Annotated in this window: 19 protein-coding genes; 10 read left to right on the top strand and 9 right to left on the bottom strand. The window is 74.9% G+C overall.

Annotated features, from left to right (window positions below; translation table 11 throughout):
* Positions 1–174: 174 nt before the first annotated feature.
* Genes ACZ4W9_RS00820 through ACZ4W9_RS00805 form a run of 4 tightly spaced genes read left to right on the top strand, consistent with a single transcriptional unit; the run spans position 175 to position 4,107 of the window.
* The gene (locus ACZ4W9_RS00820; RefSeq protein WP_467932258.1) at positions 175–1,515 is read left to right on the top strand and encodes an L-fuconate dehydratase; all 1,341 of its coding nucleotides are present in this window, start codon (positions 175–177) and stop codon (positions 1,513–1,515) included.
* Positions 1,512–2,270, top strand: coding sequence for an SDR family NAD(P)-dependent oxidoreductase (locus tag ACZ4W9_RS00815; RefSeq protein ID WP_467932257.1), 759 nt, complete (start codon positions 1,512–1,514; stop codon positions 2,268–2,270). Before ACZ4W9_RS00820 ends, ACZ4W9_RS00815 begins: the two co-directional genes overlap by 4 nt.
* Positions 2,267–3,271 carry an aldo/keto reductase gene (locus tag ACZ4W9_RS00810; protein ID WP_467932255.1) on the top strand — a complete coding sequence of 335 codons (1,005 nt, stop codon included), beginning with the start codon at positions 2,267–2,269 and terminating at the stop codon, positions 3,269–3,271. Before ACZ4W9_RS00815 ends, ACZ4W9_RS00810 begins: the two co-directional genes overlap by 4 nt.
* A complete protein-coding gene (locus ACZ4W9_RS00805; RefSeq protein ID WP_467932254.1) occupies positions 3,268–4,107 on the top strand; it encodes an amidohydrolase family protein in 840 nt (279 codons plus the stop codon). The genes ACZ4W9_RS00810 and ACZ4W9_RS00805 overlap by 4 nt, the downstream gene beginning before the upstream one ends.
* On the opposite strand, the gene ACZ4W9_RS00800 is transcribed toward ACZ4W9_RS00805, so the two are convergent.
* Entirely contained in the window at positions 4,095–5,516 is a 1,422-nt protein-coding gene (locus ACZ4W9_RS00800; RefSeq protein ID WP_467932253.1) for a lipase maturation factor family protein, read from the bottom strand. The two genes, ACZ4W9_RS00805 and ACZ4W9_RS00800, sit on opposite strands and share 13 nt — an antisense overlap.
* Positions 5,517–5,643: 127 nt before the next feature.
* On the opposite strand from ACZ4W9_RS00800, the gene ACZ4W9_RS00795 reads away from it, so the two are divergent.
* The 3 genes from ACZ4W9_RS00795 (at position 5,644) to ACZ4W9_RS00785 (ending at position 9,889) form a co-directional block, all read left to right on the top strand.
* The gene (locus ACZ4W9_RS00795) at positions 5,644–6,516 is read left to right on the top strand and encodes a DUF6777 domain-containing protein (RefSeq protein ID WP_467932251.1); all 873 of its coding nucleotides are present in this window, start codon (positions 5,644–5,646) and stop codon (positions 6,514–6,516) included.
* A 367-nt stretch (positions 6,517–6,883) separates the two neighbouring features.
* On the top strand, positions 6,884–8,971 hold the full coding sequence (locus ACZ4W9_RS00790; RefSeq protein ID WP_467932250.1) for a SpoIIE family protein phosphatase: 2,088 nt from the start codon (positions 6,884–6,886) through the stop codon (positions 8,969–8,971).
* Positions 8,972–9,025: 54 nt separating this feature from the next.
* Positions 9,026–9,889, top strand: a complete 864-nt coding sequence (locus tag ACZ4W9_RS00785; protein ID WP_467932249.1) for an Fpg/Nei family DNA glycosylase — start codon at positions 9,026–9,028, stop codon at positions 9,887–9,889.
* A 66-nt stretch (positions 9,890–9,955) separates the two neighbouring features.
* Here the strand turns inward: ACZ4W9_RS00785 and ACZ4W9_RS00780 are convergent, their stop codons facing one another.
* The 3 genes from ACZ4W9_RS00780 to ACZ4W9_RS00770 form a co-directional block, all read right to left on the bottom strand.
* On the bottom strand, positions 9,956–10,621 hold the full coding sequence (locus ACZ4W9_RS00780) for a zf-HC2 domain-containing protein (protein WP_467932248.1): 666 nt from the start codon (positions 10,619–10,621) through the stop codon (positions 9,956–9,958).
* Positions 10,622–10,772: 151 nt separating this feature from the next.
* Positions 10,773–11,288 carry a hypothetical protein gene (locus tag ACZ4W9_RS00775; protein WP_467932246.1) on the bottom strand — a complete coding sequence of 172 codons (516 nt, stop codon included), beginning with the start codon at positions 11,286–11,288 and terminating at the stop codon, positions 10,773–10,775.
* A gap of 143 nt (positions 11,289–11,431) precedes the next feature.
* Positions 11,432–11,980: a sigma-70 family RNA polymerase sigma factor gene (locus ACZ4W9_RS00770; RefSeq protein WP_189989244.1), complete on the bottom strand. Its 549-nt coding sequence runs from the start codon at positions 11,978–11,980 to the stop codon at positions 11,432–11,434.
* A gap of 216 nt (positions 11,981–12,196) precedes the next feature.
* Here ACZ4W9_RS00770 and ACZ4W9_RS00765 point away from each other — a divergent pair, with 216 nt between their 5' ends.
* Entirely contained in the window at positions 12,197–13,360 is a 1,164-nt protein-coding gene (locus ACZ4W9_RS00765; protein WP_467932245.1) for a CapA family protein, read from the top strand.
* Here the strand turns inward: ACZ4W9_RS00765 and ACZ4W9_RS00760 are convergent, their stop codons facing one another.
* Entirely contained in the window at positions 13,361–14,785 is a 1,425-nt protein-coding gene (locus ACZ4W9_RS00760; RefSeq protein WP_467932244.1) for an amino acid permease, read from the bottom strand.
* Between the two features lie 158 nt (positions 14,786–14,943).
* Positions 14,944–15,414 (bottom strand): universal stress protein, encoded by a 471-nt coding sequence (locus tag ACZ4W9_RS00755; protein ID WP_467932243.1) that lies wholly within the window; start codon positions 15,412–15,414, stop codon positions 14,944–14,946.
* Positions 15,415–15,605: 191 nt separating this feature from the next.
* Between ACZ4W9_RS00755 and ACZ4W9_RS00750 the strand changes: the two genes are divergently transcribed.
* Positions 15,606–16,442, top strand: coding sequence for a polysaccharide deacetylase family protein (locus ACZ4W9_RS00750; RefSeq protein ID WP_467932241.1), 837 nt, complete (start codon positions 15,606–15,608; stop codon positions 16,440–16,442).
* An 18-nt stretch (positions 16,443–16,460) separates the two neighbouring features.
* On the opposite strand, the gene ACZ4W9_RS00745 is transcribed toward ACZ4W9_RS00750, so the two are convergent.
* Positions 16,461–17,132: a class F sortase gene (locus ACZ4W9_RS00745; protein WP_467932240.1), complete on the bottom strand. Its 672-nt coding sequence runs from the start codon at positions 17,130–17,132 to the stop codon at positions 16,461–16,463.
* Between the two features lie 330 nt (positions 17,133–17,462).
* Here ACZ4W9_RS00745 and ACZ4W9_RS00740 point away from each other — a divergent pair, with 330 nt between their 5' ends.
* On the top strand, positions 17,463–18,413 hold the full coding sequence (locus tag ACZ4W9_RS00740) for a hypothetical protein (protein ID WP_467932239.1): 951 nt from the start codon (positions 17,463–17,465) through the stop codon (positions 18,411–18,413).
* A gap of 176 nt (positions 18,414–18,589) precedes the next feature.
* Here the strand turns inward: ACZ4W9_RS00740 and ACZ4W9_RS00735 are convergent, their stop codons facing one another.
* Both ACZ4W9_RS00735 and ACZ4W9_RS00730 read right to left on the bottom strand, forming a co-directional pair.
* On the bottom strand, positions 18,590–19,354 hold the full coding sequence (locus ACZ4W9_RS00735; RefSeq protein WP_467932237.1) for a bestrophin-like domain: 765 nt from the start codon (positions 19,352–19,354) through the stop codon (positions 18,590–18,592).
* A 31-nt stretch (positions 19,355–19,385) separates the two neighbouring features.
* The gene (locus ACZ4W9_RS00730; protein ID WP_318200072.1) at positions 19,386–19,514 is read right to left on the bottom strand and encodes a hypothetical protein; all 129 of its coding nucleotides are present in this window, start codon (positions 19,512–19,514) and stop codon (positions 19,386–19,388) included.
* Positions 19,515–20,087: the final 573 nt, after the last annotated feature.

The following is a 20,087-nucleotide window of genomic DNA, read 5'->3' as shown; positions in this document are numbered from 1 at the left end:
AGTCACCGGGTGCGTCGCAGTCTAGCCAGGCCGGTGGTCCGACCAATCCGGGCAGCGGCAGGGGATTTTCCGTGCACGAGGGTGTCGTAGCGGCGCAGTGGCCTGATAAGCATGCGACGTTGCCCCACGCTCGGCTGGCCGCGCACGATCACCGCCCGGACCGAAAGGCCCCCCGTGTCCCCGACGCCCGCCCGCATCACCGCGGTCGACACCTACGACATCCGGTTCCCCACCTCGCGCGAACTCGACGGCTCCGACGCGATGAACCCCGACCCCGACTACTCGGCCGCCTATCTCGTGCTGCGCACCGACGCCGGGGACGGGCCCGAGGGGCACGGCTTCACGTTCACCATCGGACGCGGCAACGAGGTCCAGGTCGCCGCCCTCCACGCGCTGCGCCACCATGTGGTCGGCCGGTCCGTCGAGGAGCTGTGCGCCGACCCGGGCACGCTGTACCGGGACCTGACCGGTGACAGCCAGCTGCGCTGGCTCGGACCCGAGAAGGGCGTGCTGCACATGGCGATCGGCGCCGTCGTCAACGCCGTCTGGGACCTCGCCGCCAAGCGCGCCGGCCGGCCCCTGTGGCGGCTGCTCGCCGAGGCCGAGCCCGAGTGGCTGGTGAGCCAGATCGACTTCCGCTACCTCACGGACGCGCTGACGCCCGAGGAGGCGCTGACGCTGCTGCGCCGCGGCCGGGACGGCGCCGGCGAGCGCACGGCCCGCCTGCTGGAGCGCGGCTACCCCGCCTACACCACCTCGCCCGGCTGGCTCGGCTACGACGACGACAAGCTGGCCCGGCTCGCCGCCCGGGCCGTCGCCGACGGCTTCCGGCAGATCAAGCTGAAGGTCGGCGCCGACCTCGCGGACGACGTGCGCCGCTGCCGGGTGGCCCGCGCCGCCGTCGGACCGGACATCCGCCTGGCCGTCGACGCCAACCAGCGCTGGAACGTGGACGAGGCGATCTCCTGGACCAGGGCGCTCGCCGCGTTCGACCCGTACTGGATCGAGGAGCCGACCAGCCCCGACGACATCCTGGGCCACGCGGCGATCCGCCGGGCCGTGCAACCGGTCAAGGTCGCCACCGGCGAACACGCGCAGAACAGGATCGTCTTCAAACAGCTCCTCCAGGCCGGCGCCCTCGACATCGTGCAGATCGACGCCGCCCGCGTCGGCGGCGTCAACGAGAACCTCGCCATCCTGCTGCTCGCCGCCAAGTCCGGCGTGCCCGTCTGCCCGCACGCCGGCGGCGTCGGCCTGTGCGAACTCGTCCAGCACCTGGCGATGTTCGACTACGTGGCCGTCTCCGGAAGCACCGAGGACCGGGTCATCGAGTACGTCGACCATCTGCACGAGCACTTCCTCGACCCGGTGGTGATCCGCGCGGGCCACTACACGGCACCCATCGCGCCCGGCTTCTCCGCGGCCCTGCGCCCGGAAGCCGTCGCGCGCTACACCTTCCCCGGCGGCACCTACTGGTCCGCCGGCCCCGACGGCCACAAGGGGCGGTCCTCATGAGCGACTTCACGGGCCTCGGCGCCCTCGTCACCGGCGGCGCCTCCGGCATCGGCCGGGCCACCGCCGGCCTCCTCGCCGAGCGCGGCGCCCGGGTCGCCGTACTCGACCTGGACCCGTCCCCGGTCCCGGAGCCGCTGCTCGCACTGCGCGCCGACGTCACCGACGACGCCTCGGTGCGCCGGGCCGTGACGGCGGCCGCCGACGCCCTCGGCGGCCTCGACATCCTGGTCAACAACGCGGGGATCGGCGCCCAGGGCACCGTCGAGGACAACGCCGACGCCGAGTGGCGGCACGTCTTCGACGTCAACGTCCTCGGCATGGTCCGCACCGCCCGCGCCTGCCTGCCGCACCTGCGCCGCTCCGCCCACGCCGCGATCGTCAACACCTGCTCCATCGCGGCCACCGCGGGCCTGCCGCAGCGCGCCCTGTACAGCGCCACCAAGGGCGCCGTGTACTCCCTGACCCTCGCCATGGCCGCCGACCACGTCCGCGAGGGCATCCGCGTCAACTGCGTCAACCCCGGTACGGCGGACACCCCGTGGGTCGGCCGGCTGCTGGACGCGGCCCCGGACCCGGCCGCCGAACGCGCCGCCCTCACGGCCCGCCAGCCCACCGGACGGCTCGTCTCCGCCGCCGAGGTCGCGGGCGCCATCGCCTACCTGGCGAGCCCCCTGTCCGGCGCCACCACCGGCACCGCGCTCGCCGTCGACGGCGGCATGCAGGGCCTCAGGCTCCGGCCGGCGGCGGACCGGTGACCGCCCTCGGCCGCGGCGGCGTCCAGGTCACCCCGCTCGGCCGCGGCGGCGTCCAGGTCACCTCGCTCGGCTTCGGCGCCGCCGCCCTCGGCAACCTGTACGCCCCGGTGAGCGACGAGCAGGCGCACGCGGCGGTCGAGGCCGCCTGGGAGCGCGGTATCCGCTACTTCGACACCGCCCCGCACTACGGCCTCGGCCTGTCCGAACGGCGCCTCGGCGCCGCCCTGCGCGGGTACGACCGCGCCGGCTACACGCTCTCCACCAAGGCCGGCCGCCGCCTGGAACCGGCCCACGGCACCGGCGACGACCTCGCCCACGGCTTCGCCGTCCCCGCCACCCACCGCCGCGTCTGGGACTTCAGCGCCGACGGGATCCGCCGCACCCTGGAGGCGAGCCTCGGCCGCCTCGGCCTCGATCGGGTCGACATCGTCTACCTCCACGACCCCGACGACCATGCCGAACAGGCCTTCCGCGAGGGCTACCCGGCCCTGGAACGGCTGCGCGCGGAAGGAGTGGTGGGCGCGATCGGCGCCGGCATGAACCAGACCGGGATGCTCACCCGGTTCGTCCGCGACACCGACGTGGACGTGGTGCTGTGTGCCGGCCGGTACACCCTGCTCGACCAGGAAGCGGCCCGCGAACTGCTGCCCGAGGCGCTGCGACGAGGGGTGTCCGTGGTCGTCGGCGGCCCCTTCAACTCCGGGCTGCTGGCGGACCCGGCGCCCGGGGCGACGTACGACTACACCCGCGCCTCGCGCACGCTGCTGGACCGCGCCCTGCGGCTGAAGGCGGCGGCCGAGCGGCACGGCACCACCCTGCGCGCCGCCGCCCTGGCCTTCCCGGCCGGGCACCCGGCCGTGGCGAGCGTCCTGGCCGGGGCCCGCTCGGCGGCCGAGGTCCACGACTGCGCCGACCGTTTCGCCACACCCGTACCGGACGCCTTCTGGCAGGAGCTGCGCGCCACCGGCCTGCTGCCCCCGGAGAGCGGGGAGGCGCCGTGACCGTGGACGCCCACCACCACGTGTGGGACCTGACCGTCCGCGACCAGGACTGGCTGCACCGCCCCGAACTCGCCCCGCTGCGGCGCGACTTCCTCCTCGCCCACCTGGAACCCGAGGCCCGGGCCGCCGGGATCGGCCGCACCGTCGTCGTCCAGACCGTCACCGTCCCCGAGGAGACCCCCGAACTGCTCGCCCTCGCCGCCGGAAGCGGCCTGGTCGCCGGGGTCGTCGGCTGGACGGACCTCACCCGCCCCGACATCGCCGACGAGCTGGCCCGGCTGCGAGCCCTGCCCGGCGGCGCCCTGCTCAAGGGCATCCGGCACCAGGTGCAGTCCGAGCCCGATCCCGAGTGGCTGCTGCGGCCCGACGTGCTGCGCGGCCTGGCCGCGGTGGCCGACGCCGGACTGGTCCACGACCTCGTGGTGCTGCCCCGCCAGCTTCCCGCCTGCGCGCGGGCCGCCGCCCTGCTGCCCGGGCTCACCTTCGTCCTGGACCACCTGGGCAAGCCCCCTCTCGCCTCGGGCGCGCGCGAGCCCTGGGCGACCCGCCTGCGCGCCCTCGCCGCGCTGCCCAACACCGTCGCCAAGCTCTCCGGGCTGGTCACCGAGGCCGCCCCCGGCGCCTGGACGGCCGACGCCCTGCGCCCCTACGCGGACATCGCCCTGGACGCCTTCGGCCCCGGCCGGCTGATGTTCGGCTCCGACTGGCCGGTGTGCACCCTGGCCGCCTCCTACGCGCAGGTGCTGCACACCGCGCGGGAGCTGACCGCCCACCTCGCCGAGGCGGAGCGCACGGCATTGTTCGAGTCCACCGCGACGCGTGTCTACGCCCTCTGAGCCGGCCCCGCCAGCCGCGTCGGCGGCAGGTACTCCCGTACGAACGTCCGCTCCCAGCACGCCCCCGTCTCCCGCAGTTCCCGCGGGCTGGTGTACCGGTAGCGGAACAGCCGGGCCCGCACATGGCGGGGCGGGGTGTCCGGCGGGAACGGGGAGCGGCGCAACAGCCTCAGGGTGTCCCGGTCGTTCTCCAGCAGGCGTTCCACCAGGGCGCCGAACCACTCCCCGGCGTAACCCGGCGACAGCGCGGCGAACCACATCAGCCAGTCCAGGCGCAGGTGGTAGGGGGCGAACTGGCGCGGCCAGCGCCTCGGATCGCCGGGCTTGCCCTTGAAGGCGTACTCCCGCCAGTCCGAGTCCGCGCGCGGGGAGTCGTCCAGGGTGCCCTCGACCACCACCTCGTAGCGGACCCGGCTGACGCTGCCGAACGCGCCGTAGGTGTTCACCAGGTGCAACGGGTCGAAGGACCGGTTCATCACCTGGCGGCGGGAGATCATGTTCAGCACGGGGCGGTGGCTCAGGAAGAGCAGCAGCGCGCCGACCGCGAGCACCAGCACCTCGTACCACAGCGGCGCCGCCGGCACCGGGGGCGCCGTCGCCGGCAGCCGCAGCGCGGACAGGGCCAGCACGATGGTGATCCAGTTCAGCCAGGAGAAGTTCCCGGAGAGCACCAGCCACAGCTGGGTGACGATCATCAGGGCGGCGGCGGCCGACGCGAAGGGCCGCGGGGCGAACAGCAGGAACGGCACCACCAGCTGGGTGACGTGGTTGGCGGCCGCCTCCACCCGGTGCAGCGGCCTCGGCAGATGGTGGAAGAACCAGCTCAGCGGGCCCGGCATCGGCTGGGTCTCGTGGTGGTAGTCCAGACAGGTCAGCGTCCGCCAGCAGGCGTCGCCGCGCAGTTTGATCAGCCCGGCGCCGAACTCCACCCGGAACAGGATCCAGCGCAGCAGGAACAGCACGACGACCGGCGGCGCCACCTCGCCGTTGCCGAGGAACGCGGCCAGGAAGCCGGTCTCCAGCAGCAGCGACTCCCAGCCGAACGCGTACCACGTCTGGCCCACGTTCACGATCGACAGGTACAGCGCCCACGGCACCAGCCACAGCACGATCCCCGCCCACAGCGGCAGGCACGCGTCCGCCCCGGCCAGCAGCGCCGCCGACACCGCGCAGCCCGCCCAGGCACAGCCGGCGAAGAAGCGGTCGGAGTAGTGCAGCTGGAACAGGCTCGGGGCGCGGCGGAAGGGCACCCGGGCCGTGAAGCGGGGGACCGGCAGCATGCCGCGCTCGCCCAGCAGGGCCCGGAACTGCAGGGCCGCCGACAGGAACGCGACCAGGTACACGGCGGCCAGGGCCCGCTGGAGGACCAGCCGGCTCAGCCAGTAGTCGGGTGCGGTGAACCACTCCACGGCTGTGCGCGCCCTTCCGTACGGCTGTGCCGTCGCCGCTGCCGGCGCGGCGTTCCCCGAGTTGCCAGCCAAACCCGGGTAATGCCAACAATAGGGCGTAATCACCCATAGTGATGTGGAGTGTGCGGTGCGGATCCCCACCCGAACCCTGGTCGCGGCCTGCGTGCTCTGGGCCGCGCTGCTTGTGTCCGGCTGCGCGGGCACCGGCGTCAAGCAGACCCGGGTGGGCGATCTCGTCTTCCTGCAGGGCGTCGGGGACCGGGGCCCCGGGCCCTTCACCGACTCGGCGGCCACCGGCCCCGTCGGCGAGTCCCCCCGGATCGGCGCCAAGATCTCCGCCGGCGAGCTGGTGGCGCCCCTGCGCGCGGCCCGCACCGTGTCCGGCTCGACCCCCGGCCTGTACCGGGGCACCCCGCGCGTCGCCCGCTGCGACGTCGAGCGGCACATCCGCTATCTCACGGCGGACCCGGCCAGGGCCGACGCCTTCGCCGGCGTCGTCGGGGTCGGACGGGCGGCGCTGCCCGCCTACCTGCGCGGACTGACCCCCGTCGTGCTCGGCTCCGACACCCGGGTCACCAACCACGCCTACCGGACCCGCCGGGCGGACGACTACCAGGCCGTGCTCCAGGCCGGCACCGCCGTCCTCGTGGACGACCGGGGCGTGCCCCGGGTGCGCTGCGCCTGCGGCAACCCGCTCGCCCCGCCCGCGCCGACCCACGGCGGGGCCAGCGCCCGGGGCACGCCCTGGTCCGGCTACCGGCCGAACAAGGTGATCGTGGTGAGCCCGGCGCCCCGGGCCGTCGCCAGCCTCACGCTCGTCGACGCCGGGCACCGCACCTGGACCCGGCGACGGGTCGGCCACGACGTCCGGCACGACCGCGTCGTCCCGCCCCCCGCCGCAGCCACGACCGGCCCGTCCCCGGCCCCGACCACCCACGCGGCCCCCGGCCCGCCGCCCGCACCCCCGCCGGACGTACCCGCGGACCGCCCGGCGGCCTGAGCGGGGCCCCGGCCCGCCGCCCGCACACCCGCCGGACGTGCCCGTGGCCCCGGACCGCTCGGCGCCCTGAGCGGGGCGCCCGAACTCACCGGGCGTGCCGGCGACCCGGGACTGCTCGGCGGCCTGAGCAGGGCCTTGGATCCGCCGAGTGTGGCCACGGCTTCGGACCGCCTGTCCGCATGGGTGGGGCCTCAAGCGTGCCGAACGTGCCCGTGGCCCCGGGCCGTCCCGCCGTCCGAGCGAGGCCCCCGAACCCGCCGGGCGTGCCCGCGAGCCCGGGCCGGCCCGCCCGGCGGGGGTCCGCCCCGCGCCGTCCGCGGGGCCCGGGCGAGTCGAAGAATCGGCCGGATCCTGGCAAGGTGGCCCCATGGCCGATCGGGGTGCGAGCGCCCTGTCACTCCCGGAGGACCGGCCCGTGCAGCCGGACCCGATCCTCGCGCTCAACGGCATGGGCGGCTTCGACTGGGACCTGGACGCCGGTCTGTTCCGCCTGGACGCCCAGGCCCTCGAGGTGTTCGACCTGCCGCCCGGCGAGTACGACGGGCGCCTGGAGACCCTGAACGCCCTCCGGGTGCCCCCGCCGGAGGCCGCCCGGCTCGACGCGACGGTCGCCCGGGCGATCAAGGACGGCAGCGACCACTACAGCGCCTACTTCCGCATCCGCCGCCGCGACGGCACCATGCGCTGGACGCACACCCGGGGCCGCATCCGCCGCGACGGCTCCGGCCGACCGCGCCGGGTCCTCGGCATCGTCCGCGACGCCACCGAGGAACTCGCCGACAGCACGGCGCGCAGCCTGCGGGCCGCCCAGGACCAGGCGTTCCGGCAGCAGACCGGCGTCGTCCAGGTCATCTCCGCCGCCCTCGCGCACGCCCGCACCGTCCAGGACGTCATCGACGTGCTCAAGGACACCCACGGCGTGCGGCACCTGGGCGCGACCAGCCTGGTGATGGGCCTGGTGGAGGCGGGGCGGATCAGACTGGTGGCCGAGGGCCCCGGGGGCAGCTTCGTCCCCGGCACCCGCGTCACCCGGATCGACGAGCCGTACCCGATGAGCGAGGTCGTCCGCTCCCTCAGCCCCCGGTTCATCGAGTCACCGGAGGAGTTCGCCGCGCACTACCCCCTCCTGTGGCCGCACCTGGCCGGCCTGCGCATCACCTCGGCCGCCTACCTCCCGCTGATCGCCCAGGCCCGTCCGATCGGCGCGATGGGCCTGCTCTACGACGACCGGCGCGGCTTCTCCGCCGAGGAGCGCGCCGTCCTGGTCGCGCTCGGCAGCAGCATCGCGCAGAGCCTGATGCGGGCCATGCTCTACGAGCAGGAGAAGGACCTCGCCCAGGGCCTCCAGCAGGCCATGCTGCCCCGCTCCATCCCCAGCGTGTGCGGCGCCGACGTCGCCGTGCGCTACCGCGCGGCCGCCCTCGGCCGGGACATCGGCGGCGACTGGTACGACCTGATCCCGCTGCCCGGGGGCACCCCTGCCGGGGGCGGGCGGGTCGGCGCGGTCATCGGGGACGTCCAGGGACACGACACGCACGCCGCCGCCGTCATGGGCCAGCTGCGGATCGTGCTGCGCGCCTACGCCGCCGAGGGCCACACCCCGGCCACCGTGATGGCCCGCGCCTCCGTCTTCCTGCACGAACTCGACACCGACCGGTTCGCCACCTGCCTGTACGCCGAGGCCGACCTGACCACCGGAGTCGTCCAGATGGTCCGCGCCGGGCACATCGACCCGCTGGTCCGCCACCGCGACGGCCGCTGCACCCGGCTGTCCGTCGCGGGCGGGCTGCCGCTCGGCCTGTCCGCCGAGTTCGGCCGGCTGGAGTACCCCGTCGCCACCCTCGAACTCGACCCCGGCAGCACGCTGCTGCTGTGCACCGACGGACTGGTGGAACTGCCCGGCACGGACCTGGACGAGGGCATGTCCGCGCTCGTGACCCTTGTGCGCGAGGGGCCCGCCGAGGTGACGGCCCTGGCCGACCGGCTGATCCGGGCGGCCGAGGAGCACGGCGGCGACGACGATGTGGCGCTGCTCCTGCTGCGCCGCCGCACCGGGCGGGCGGCCCGGCCCGGCGGCCGGCTCCGCCGGCACGTGGCACCCGGCGACCCGGAGGCCCTCGCCCGGGCCCGGCACATGATCCGCGCCGCCGTCCGCGCCCGGGGCGCCCGCGCGCGGGCCGACGACATCGAGCTGGTGGCCGACGAGCTGATCACCAACGCCCTGCTGCACACCGAGGGCTCGGCGCTCGTCACCCTGCGGGTGCTGGAGGGCCCCGAGCGCCGGCTGCGCATCGAGGTCGAGGACTGCTCCAGCGTCCTGCCGCGCCGCCGGGACGCGGGCGGGAACGGGGCCTTCGGCCGCGGTCTGCTCCTGGTGGACCGGCTCGCCGACGCCTGGGGCGTGGCGGCGCGCGGCTCGGGCAAGGCGGTGTGGTGCGAGTTCCGGCTGCCGTAGGACCGTGCCCGGCTGCCGCGTGGCGTCCCCGGCGCCGGCTGGCACCCTGGACGTATGCCCGAACTGCCCGAGGTGGAAGCGCTGACGGACTTCCTGACCGAGCACCTGACCGGCCGCCGGGTGGTGCGGGTGCTGCCGGTCGCCGTCAGCGTCCTGAAGACCTACGACCCTCCGCCCGGCGCCGTCGAAGGCGCCGAAGTGACGGCCGTGCGCCGGTACGGCAAGTTCCTGGACATCGAGACCGGCGGCGGACTCCACCTGGTCGTCCACCTGGCCCGCGCGGGCTGGCTCCAGTGGCGGGACCGGTTGCCGGACGGCCCGCCGAAGCCGGGCAAGGGCCCGCTGGCGCTGCGCGTCGCGCTGGAGACCGGCGAGGGCTTCGACCTGACCGAGGCCGGCACCCAGAAACGCCTCGCCGTGTACGTCGTGCGCGACCCGGCCGAGGTGCCCGGCGTCGCCCGCCTCGGCCCGGACCCGCTCGCCGGGGACTTCACCGAGGACCGCCTCGCCGCCCTGCTCGGCGGCGAACGGCGGCAGCTGAAGGGCGCGCTGCGCGACCAGTCGCTGATCGCGGGCGTCGGCAACGCCTACAGCGACGAGATCCTGCACGCCGCGCGGATGTCCCCGTTCAAGCTCGCGGCCTCCCTCACCCCGGAGGAGACCCACCGGCTGTACGAGGCGCTGCGCGGCACGCTCGGCGAGGCGGTCGAGCGGGCCCGGGGCCTGGCGGCGGGCCGGCTGAAGGCGGAGAAGAAGGGCGGCCTGCGCGTCCACGGCCGCACCGGCGAACCCTGCCCGGTGTGCGGCGACACCATCCGAGAGGTCTCCTTCAGCGACTCCTCGCTCCAGTACTGCCCGACCTGCCAGACGGGCGGCAGACCACTGGCCGACCGCAGACTCTCCCGCCTGCTGAAGTGAGGGGCGGCGGGGCAGGGCCCGCGAGCCGGCAGAGAGCCCGGAGCCCGTGCCGCCCCGGGGCGGCCGTCAGCGCGCCGCGAGCGTGCGCAGCGGTCGTCCGTCCGCCGTCCGGATCTCGTACCGGGCGATCCGGTCCGCACGCGGCGACGTGGCGCCGAGCGCGGTGGTGGTCCGGGTGCCCGCCTCCGGGGCGGTCCAGCCGGCGGCGGTCCGCTCGGTGCCGTCACGGCCGATCACGACCAGCCGGCAGGTCCGCGGCCCGGCGCCGTCCCCGACCTCGACACGGAGCGCGCTGCCCCACTCCCCGTGCGCCGCGGTGACCCGCGCCCACACCCCGGTGCGCGGGTCGGCCGCCTCGGCGACCCGGCCGGTCCCCGCGTCCGGCGGTCCCGGACGCCCGGCGAACGCCACGGTCCCCGGACCGGCCACGGCCGGCACCACCGAGGCGGCCACGCCGTACAGCAGCCGCCAGCGGCGCATCCGCTGCCGGTGCGCCAGCTCGCCGAGCAGCCGCTCCGGCAGCCGGGGACCGGGCCGCGCCAGAGGGCGCACGAGAGGCGGAGTCGCCCGCCGGTACAGCGTCAGCTGCCGGGTGACGGGCCCGAACTCCGTCACCCGGGCCGCGCACCGGGGACACTCCGCGAGGTGGTCCTCGAAGCGGAGGGCCGCCGCCTCGTCCGGCACGCCGAGCGCGTACGCGCCGGCGTCGCGATGCCGTTCCAGGGACCTCATGCCGAATCCTCGCGCCGTTGGGTGCGGGCGGGGTCGCCCCGTGCCCCCACCCGTACGCAGCGGACCGCCGGATCACTCACGGCACGCACGCGATCGTGACCAAGGGGCGCGGAGCCGCCCGGCCCGCGGACCGGTGTGCGGCGCGGAGGATTCAGAAGAGGTGGATCGCCAGGTGCCCGAGCGGCAGCCCCAGCCGCCACGCCGGGGTCCACACCTTCGGGCCGTCGTCCTCCCCGACCACCGGGCCGCCGCCCGGCACCGCGTCCAGGTCCGGCGCCAGCAGCTCGGTCTCCTCCAGCCAGCGCCAGGCGTCGGCGGCCAGCGCCAGGTCCGGGCAGGGCGCGCCGGAACCGGCCGCCCGCTCGGCCCGCTCGGCCATCCGCGCCCGCACCCAGTCCTGCCACGGCCGGTCGTGGGCGGTCAGCGCCAGCCAGTTCTCCAGCTGGGAGATCACCCGGACGCCGGACGGCTCCCCGTCGGTGCCGGACAGGAAGACGGTCAGCGCGAGCGCGTCCCGGCCGGCCCGGTACTCGAAGGACGTCGGCGGCATCAGATCGCCGGTGCGCAGCAGCTCGTCGGCGATGTACTCGGCGTACAGCCAGGCCATCGGGACGGTCAGCCCACCGCCGTCGGTGCCGCCCGTGCTCTCGTGACCTCTGTGCAGCATCCCTTCCTGCCCTTCCTCCGGTGCGTGCGCGTCGCCCGGGCCTCCGGGGCCGGACCCCCGTCCGGAACGCGGATGAGGACAGCCCATGCCCGAACGCGGGCCGCGGCAAGGCGCTTTGCCGAGACTTGACCGGCCTCGCGGTTTCACCGCAGGTCGGCCGCGTAACCCGGCAGGACCCGGCGCAGGGCACGCAGCGCGTAGTACGCGCGGGACTTCACGGTACCCGGTGGAATCCCCAGGGTTTCGGCCGCTTCCGCCACACTGGCCCCGCGGAAATACACGAGTACGAGCACGTCACGGTGGGCGGGAGTGAGTGTCTTCACAGCCTCCCGCACGTCGAGCATCGCCGCGGCCCGCTCGGCGTGGTCGGCGGTCACCCGGGCGTTCTCCGGAACCTCGTCGCCGGTCTCGGGCGGCCGAGCCCGCCGCGCCCGCCGGGCGTCGATCGCGAGCCGCCGGGCCACGGTCAGCAGCCAGGGCCGTACCGAGTCGAAGTCGTCGGCGTGCAGGGCCTCCGGATGCTGCCAGGCGCGCACCAGCGTCTCCTGGACGAGGTCCTCGGCGCGCTGGCGGTCTCCGTCGCACAGCCTGAGCAGCAGGGCGAACAGCGGACCGCCGTGCTCGCGCTGGAGCGCGGCCAGCTCGTGCTCGGCGGTCGTCGTCCCGTGGGTGAGTGAGGTTCCGGCCGTCATGGCCGTATGCCAGCGCAGGCCGTGCCCGGCGGACAGGGGGCGGACCGGGTCGTGCGACGGACGGTCGATCGCGTCGGCGAACGGTCGGCCGGGCGGTACACCGGGCCACCGGACGGGCTAACGACGCGACCCGGACTGTTTATCCGACGCATCAGCTTCATACCCATATGCCCGTCACGGCTTCGTCTGTACGGACGACGACCCTGGGGTGAGTTGATGATCGGACGCAGAAAGCAGGTGGCGCTGGTCCTGACCGCCGTCCTCGCGGCGGGGGCGGCCTGCCGGAACCAGCACGAGGAATCCGGCGCGCCGGGAGCCGCGGGACCCCCGGCCTCCCCGGCGCCCGCCGCGGCCGGACCCTTCACCCTCGTCGCCTCCGGGAGCATCCTGCCGCACGCCACCGTCGTCGAACGGGCCGCGTACGACGCCGGCGGCGACGGCCACGACTTCCGCCCCATGCTCTCCGGTGTCCAGCCGGTCGTCTCGGGCGCCGATCTGGCGCTGTGTCACCTCGCCACCGGCTACGGCCCGGCCGGGGACCCCGCGGGCGGGCCCCCGCTGACCGCCCCGCCGCGACTCGCCGAGGATCTCGCCGCCACCGGCTACGACGGCTGCTCCACCGCCTCCGCCCACGCCCTGGACGACGGCGCCGACGGTGTGCGGCGCACCCTGGACGCCCTGGACCGGGCCGGGCTGCGGCACGCCGGGACCGCCCGCAGCGAGACCGAGGCCCGCTCGGTCATGATGCACCGGGCGGGCGGCGCCCGGGTGGCCCATCTGGCCTACGCCGCCGCCTCCGGCCAGCCGCCGCCCGCCGGCCGGCCCTGGGCGGTCGGCCTGATCGACGCCGACCGGATCGTCGCCGACGCCCGCGCCGCCCGGCGGGGCGGCGCCGACGTGGTCGTGGTCTCCCTGGACTGGGGCACCGAGGGGCAGGACGAACCCGACCCGCTCCAGCTCACCCTCGCCGGGCGCCTGACCGCCTCGGCCACGGACGGCCACCCCGACATCGACCTGATCCTCGGCACCTGTCCCCACGTCCCGCAGGCGTACGAGAAGGTCAACGGCACCTGGGTGGTCTACGGACTGGGCGACCAGATCGCCGGCCCGCGCCACGACGGGCGGGGCGCCCCGGACCCGCGCGGCAACGAGTCCACCCTCGGCCGCTTCACCTTCGCCCCGCCGGACCGGCCGGGCGGACCCTGGCGGGTGGTGAAGGCCGAGTTCGTCCCCCAGCTCTACGACCTCGACGCCGGCCGGGTGCTCGACCTCGGCCGGGCCATCGCCCAGGGCGCCGAGCTGGAGGGCGCCCGCGACCGGATCAGGGACGTGGTCCTCAGCCGCGGGGCCGCCCAGGACGGCCTGGTCATGGCGGAGTGATCAGCCGCCGCTCCGCCCGCGGGCCAGCACCGAACGCCGGTAGGAGTAGGCGAAGTAGACGACACAGCCGAGCGCGAACCACACCGCGAACCGCAGCCAGGTCTGCCACTGCAGGAACGTGATCAGCCAGATGGAGAAGAGCACCCCGAGCGCGGGCACGACCGGCATGCCCGGCGTCCGGAAGGTGCGCGGCAGCTCCGGCTGCCGGTAGCGCAGCACGATCACCGCCGCGCACACCACCACGAACGCCAGCAGGATGCCGATGTTGGTCAGCTCGGCCGCCTCGCCGATCGGGACGAAACCGGCGATGAGCGCGGACGCCACCCCGATGATCCAGGTCACCCGGGTCGGCACGTGCCGCGTCGGGTGGGTCTTGGCGAACCACGTGGGCAGCAGCCCGTCCCGGGACATCGAGTACCACACCCGGGTCACGCCCAGCATGAACGTGAACATCACCGTGAGGATGCCGATGATCGCCCCGACGGCGATCACGTCCGCCAGCGCGCCGAGCCCCACCGACTTGAACGCGGTGGAGAAGCCGCTCTCCTTGTCGATCTCCTTGTAGTTCTGCATGCCTGTCAGCACCAGGCAGGCCGCCACGTACAGCACCATCGAGATCACCAGCGAGTAGATGATCGCCTTCGGCATGTGCCGCTGGGCGTCCTTCGACTCCTCGGCCGCCGTCGACATCGCGTCGTAGCCGAACACCGCGAAGAACACCGTCGCCGCGCCCGTGAAGGCCCCGCCGACGCCGTAGGGGAAGAACGGGTGGTAGTTCCCGGTGTTGATGTGGAACACGCCCACCCCGATCACCAGCAGCACCACCAGCACCTTCAGGGCGACCACGAACGTCTCGAACCGGGCCGCGCTGCGGATGCCCAGGGTCAGCAGCCACGCGATGAGCAGGCACAGCACGGCCGCGAACAGGTCGACCCGGTGCCCGCTGCCGGTGCCGGGCGCGCCCAGCATCCACCGCGGCAGATCGGCGCCCAGCTCCCCCACCAGGAACCCGAAGTAACCGGAGATGCCGATGGCCACCACGGACACGATCGCCGTGTACTCCAGCAGCAGGTCCCAGCCGATGAACCAGCCCGCGAACTCGCCGAGCACCGCGTACCCGTAGGTGTAGGCCGACCCCGCCTTCGGGATCATCCCGGCGAACTCGGCGTACGACAGCGCCGCACACGCGCTCGCCACACCGGCGATCAGGAACGACACCAGCACCGCGGGGCCGGCGGTGCCGTTGGCCACCGTGCCGGCCAGCGTGAACACGCCCGCGCCGATGATGCCGCCCACCCCGATCGCGGTGAGCTGCCAGAGCCCCAGCGACCTCTCCAGCCGGGTGCCCTCGCCGACCTCGGTCTCCTCGATGTGCTCGATGGGTTTGCGACGGAGGATCCCCTCACCCGCGCGGAGCCTGCCCATGCGCCTCACCTCTTCGCCGACGGCAACGCCTGACGGCGGATCATGATGTCTCAGCGCCGCCGCCCTGGGAAGACGCCACGCACGGGCCGGGTACGAGGCGCCGTGATCCCTTCCGCGCGGTACGTGCCGGTGCGGTCGCGGGCGTCGCCGACGGCGGCCTACGGCACCACCGTCACCGGCCAGCGGCCCGCCTTCACCAGCCGGATCGCGACCGAGCCGATGATCCGGTGGCCGGCCTGCTCCGACGCGCCCACCACCACGGCGTCCGCCTTCAGTTCGTCCGCCGCCCGCACCAGCCCGCTGTAGGGGTCGCCGCGGAAGGTGTGGAACTCCCAGCGCACCTCGAATATCCCCTTGACCCGCTCGGCCGCCTCCCGGATCTGCGCGATCAGGTCCTCGGCGATCTCGTCGGTCGCCTCCGCCACCGGCGCCCCGAGCGCCGCACCCGCCGCGAGCACCGGCTGCACGTACACCACGGCCAGCAGCGCGTGCTGGCGCCGGGCCAGACCGCCGGCGTACGCGGCGGCGCGCAGCGAGGAGTCCGAGCCGTCCACCCCGACGAGGACGACCTTCGGGCCGTCCGTGCCCCGCTCGAACGTGTGCGAGGGCTGTTCGTGCTGTTCCGTCACGCCCCGAGGCTAGCGGAATCCCCGGTTCCCACCCAGTGCCGGGGCCCGCCCGCCGAGGGCGGGGCTGGTCGTGGACATGGCGGGAAGGCCGCCGGGGGAAGCGTCCCCCGGATCCGCTGTCCGGGTGCATTACCGCCGCCGCACCGATGGCGTTGCGGTGCGGCGGCGTCCGGCCGGGCGACTGATGAGTCATGCAGAAGGATCAGTTGTTCACGCGGCGCCGGATGCTCCTCGCCGGTGTCGCCGCGCTCGGTTCGGCGGGCACGGCGGGTGCCGTGCTGGCGGGTGACGGCGAGGAGACCGTCCGGGCCGCCGTGGCCCCCGCCCCCGGTCCCCAGGCCCGTCCGGCCCTGGGGCCCTCCGTCTTCCGGCTCCAGCCGCTCACCGGATACGGGCCACCGCGCACCCCGCCCCGCAAGCTCAAGGTGCGCAAGGAGCCCATCCTGCGGATCTCCGGACGCGGCCGGCGCATGGTGCTGACCTTCGACGACGGGCCCCACCCCGACTACACCCCGCACATCCTCGACACCCTCGCCCGATACCACGTCCGGGCGATGTTCTTCGTCTGCGGGGAGTGCGTCGTGGACAACCGGGAACTGCTGGCGCGGATGGCCGACGAGGGCCATGTCGTCGGCAACCACACCTGGACCCACCCGCTGCTGACGTCCCTCGGCCGCAAGGAGATCCGCTCCGAGATGGAGCGCACCAGCGAGGTCATCGAGGACACCTACGGCGAGCGCCCCCAGTGGTTCCGTGCGCCCTACGGCGCCTGGAACCGGGCCGCCTTCCAACTGGGCGCCGAGATGGGCATGGAGCCGATGGCCTGGACCGTGGACACCACCGACTGGATGGAGCCCGGCACCGCCACCATCGTCGACCGGGTGGAGAGCGGCGCCGCCCCCGGTGTCGTGGTGCTCTCCCACGACGCCGGGGGCGACCGCTCGCAGACCGTCCGCGCGGTCCGCGAATGGCTGCCCTACCTGCTCGACTCCGGCTACCGGCTCACCGTGCCGAGCCGCCGGGTGTGAGGGCCCCGGCGGGGCGGTTCAGACGACAGCGGCCAGACGGGCGAAGACGACGACGTTGCCCTCGTAGCCGTTCTGCTTCGAGAAACCGCCCCCGCAGGTGATGACCCGCAGCTCCGGTGTGCCCTTGGAGCCGTACACCCGGTCGCCGGGGAAGTCGTTCTTGGCGAAGACCTCGACGCCGTAGATCTCGAACACGGCGGTCTTCCCGTCCTGGCGCGCGACCTCGACCTGGTTGCCCTTCTTCAGCGCCCCGAGGCCGTAGAAGACGGCGGGGCCCTGGTCGTTGTCGACATGGCCGACGATGACCGCGGTGCCCTTCTCGCCCGGGGACACGGCGCCGGTGAACCAGCCGGCCTGGCCCGGGTTCTCCGGCGGCGGCGCGGCGACCCAGCCGTCCGCGTCCAGTCCGACCTGGATGACGGGGGCGTCCACCCGGATCGCCGGGATCCGCACCCGCCGCACGGGCGAGAACGGCAGCGCGGCGGGCGCGGGCGCGAGGGTGCCGAGGGTGGCGCGGGCGTCCGGGGCCGCCGCCGAGGCGGGCTGCGGCGGACCGACGTCGAACTCCCCGGAGCCGTTGCGGATGAGGGCCAGACCGGTCAGCAGCGCCAGCGCTATCACCCCCCACGGGGCGCGCCTCCTCCGCCGCTCCTCCTCCTCGGCAAGCAGGGCCAGCTTGGACGCAGACATTCGCCATCCCCTCTCGACGCGGTCCCGCCACGTCCATCGCGCATGGGAAAACGCTAAGTCCCGCACGAGCGGCGGGCGACGGGGCGATCGGCGAACGGGTGGCCGGCCGCGCGCTCGGTGCGCCATCCGAGTTGCCGTTCCCAGGAATTTTCTGACGGTCCGTGACCTGCGGCAATATCCGATTGTGTGGTGATACGCCGGTGTGTCGGCTCACCAGGACGGACCATTCTCGACATGCGGGCGTGTTCCGCGCGCCCGAGTGTCGTCCCGGGAGGTGCTTCTCGCCGATCCACCGGGGACGGGACCCGGTGACCTCCCGCGGAGGATCACATGCGCAACCAACGTGCCCTGACGGCGGCGTGCACCACGATCGCCGTCCTCGGGCTCGCCGTCCCCGTGGCCGTCGCGGACGGCATGGGAAACGGGGGCGGCCCGAGCGGCGGCACCGACACCACTGTCATCGTCCCCGGCACCGGCAACATCGGCACCTTCAGCGGGAACGGCGTCTTCCCGGGGAACGGCAATGCCAACGGAAACGGCCACTTCAACGGGAACGGCAACGGCAACGGCAACGGCAACGGGAACGGGAACGGGAACGGGAACGGTAACGACAACGGGAACGGGAACGGGAACGGCCATGGCGATGGGGGCTTCGGCAACGGCCGGGGCGGCGAGGGGAACGGGCGCGGCGGCGAGGGCAACGGCCGGGGTGGCGAGGGGAACGGCCGCGGGGGTGAGGGCTTCGGCAACGGCCGGGGCGGGGAAGGCGGGGGCAACGGGCGCGGTGGCGAGGGCGGGGGCAACGGCCGGGGCGGCGAGGGCTTCGGCGACCGGGGCGGCGACTTCGGGCACGGGAACGGCGGCGAGGGCCGGGACGAGGGCTTCGGCAACGCGCACGACATCTTCGTCACCCCCGATGTGCTGCCGGCCGGGGGCCGCCTGACCGTCATCGTCAACGGCTGCCGGGGCGGTACGGCGAGTTCCGACGCCTTCGGCACCATCCGGCTGGAGTCGTTCCGCGACGACACGGCGCGGGGCGTCGCCATCGTCGACCGCGACGCCCGCCGCGGCCGGTACAGCGTCACCGTCCGCTGCGACGGCCGCACCCTGACCCGCCGGGACGCCTTCACCGTGCTCGGCGGCGTCAACGGCGGTCTCGGCGGGAGCCGGACCGTCGGCGCGACCCCCACCGACATGGCGATCGGCGGCGGCCTGGTGACCGCGGCCCTGGTGGGCGGAGGCGCCTTCTGGCTGCGCCGCCGGCACGAGAAGGGGGCCTGAGCCGCCGGTGCCCCCGCGTCCCGCCGCCGGGCACCCGCACCACGGCCGGCCCACGCCCCGGTTCCGCGTTCCGCGCCGGAAGCGGGGGCGCGGGCCTGTCGCGGCCGGGCTCGGGCGAGCGGCTCCGGCGGCCCGGCTCCGGCGGCCGTGCCGGTGGCCGTGGCCGTGGCCGGAAGCTAACCGGTGATGCCCGGGAACATGGTGACGAACGGTTCCGGGGTCACCGCGATGCCCCGGCTGTACGGCGCGTCGAAGTCCCAGATGAGGAACAGCATGAAGGCGATGGTGGCCGAGAACAGCCCGGCGAGGATCAACTCCCGCCCGGTGCGCCGGATCTGGAGGGCGAACACCATGCCGATGGTGATCAGCCCACCGGTGATCAGCCCCCACCACACCACCGGCGGCATGGTGGCCCCGGTGGAGTCGGCGCGCGCGTTGCGGGCCTGGTCGGCGGCGGCCATCTGGTCCAGCAGCGGCTGGTAGGCCTGCGCCTCGAAGTCGTCGCGCGGGCGGTAGTCGGTGACGTCCGCCCGGACCCGGCCCAGCAGTTCGGCGCCGCGCTCCGTGACCTGCTGCTCGCCCGCCATCCGGCGCCACTCGGTGTGGACGACGTACCCGGTGTAGGCGTTCACGTCCTCGCGGACGCGGTCGCGGACGTCCGGCGGGTACACGCGCACCCGCTCCGAGATCTCGTGCAGCGCCTGCGCCTCCGCCTGCACATGGTCCTGCGCGGAGCTGCGGGCCTCCCACACGCCGGCGATGGCCAGGCCCAGGACGATGGCGTAGATGACGCCGATCCACATCGTCATGTACTCGATGACGTCGGGGGTCTCGCTGGGGTCCTCGTCCTCGGACGCCGTCCGCTGCCGCACCAGTGTGATGACGACCACGACGGCGAAGGCCCCCGCCATCGCGAGGACGAGAACAAGCCAATCCGACAACTGGTGCCTCCAGGGGTGAGGGGCCGGTGCGTCAGCGCGGGCGCAGGGCGGCGACGGCCACGATCGCGGGGATGGTGATGAGCAGGACGTAGGTGACGGGAGTGGTGTGGCGGCGCGCCGGGCGGCGGACGGTGTGCGGGTGGTACACCGGGTAGCTCACGGGAGTCGCGGAGGGCCGTGGGGTGGGCTCGGGCGTGGGTTCCGGCGACGGTTCCGGTGGGGGCGCGGGGGTTCGGGCCGGGGTGGGTGCCGGGCGCGGGGCCGGGGGTGCCGGGGCGGGCCGGGCGGGTGGCCGAGGCGCGGGCGCCGGTGCCGGTGTGTGGTGGGTGGGCGTGGGGCTGGGGGCCGGCTCCGGCGGGGTCGGTGACGGCGGGGGCGTCGGCTCGGGGGGCGGTGTGGGCTTCGGCGGGGGAGTGGGCGTGGGCGTGGGCGTCGATTCGGGCGGGCACGGGGGCGGGGGCGGCGGCTTCGGGCAGGGCGGGTCGGGCCAGTGGTGACCGCCGGGCGGGTGGGGACGGTGATGGCCGCCGGGCGGGTGGGGGTCATGGTGGCCGCCGGGCCGGTGGTGGCCGCCGGCGTGGGCCACCGCGACCGTGCCGTCCGGGCCCGTCGAGGCGTACGCGCAGGCGTCGGCCGACGCGCTGGCGGCCGGCCAGCCCACCAGGGCCCAGGTCAGCGTCAGCAGGGCCACCACCCGTGCGGCGGGCGCACGGCGGGTCACTCGGGGTCCATG

The organism is Streptomyces sp. NPDC029296 (genome assembly GCF_055569255.1).
Note: the sequence above shows the minus strand (reverse complement) of the source record. Positions and strands in the feature narration are given on the sequence as shown.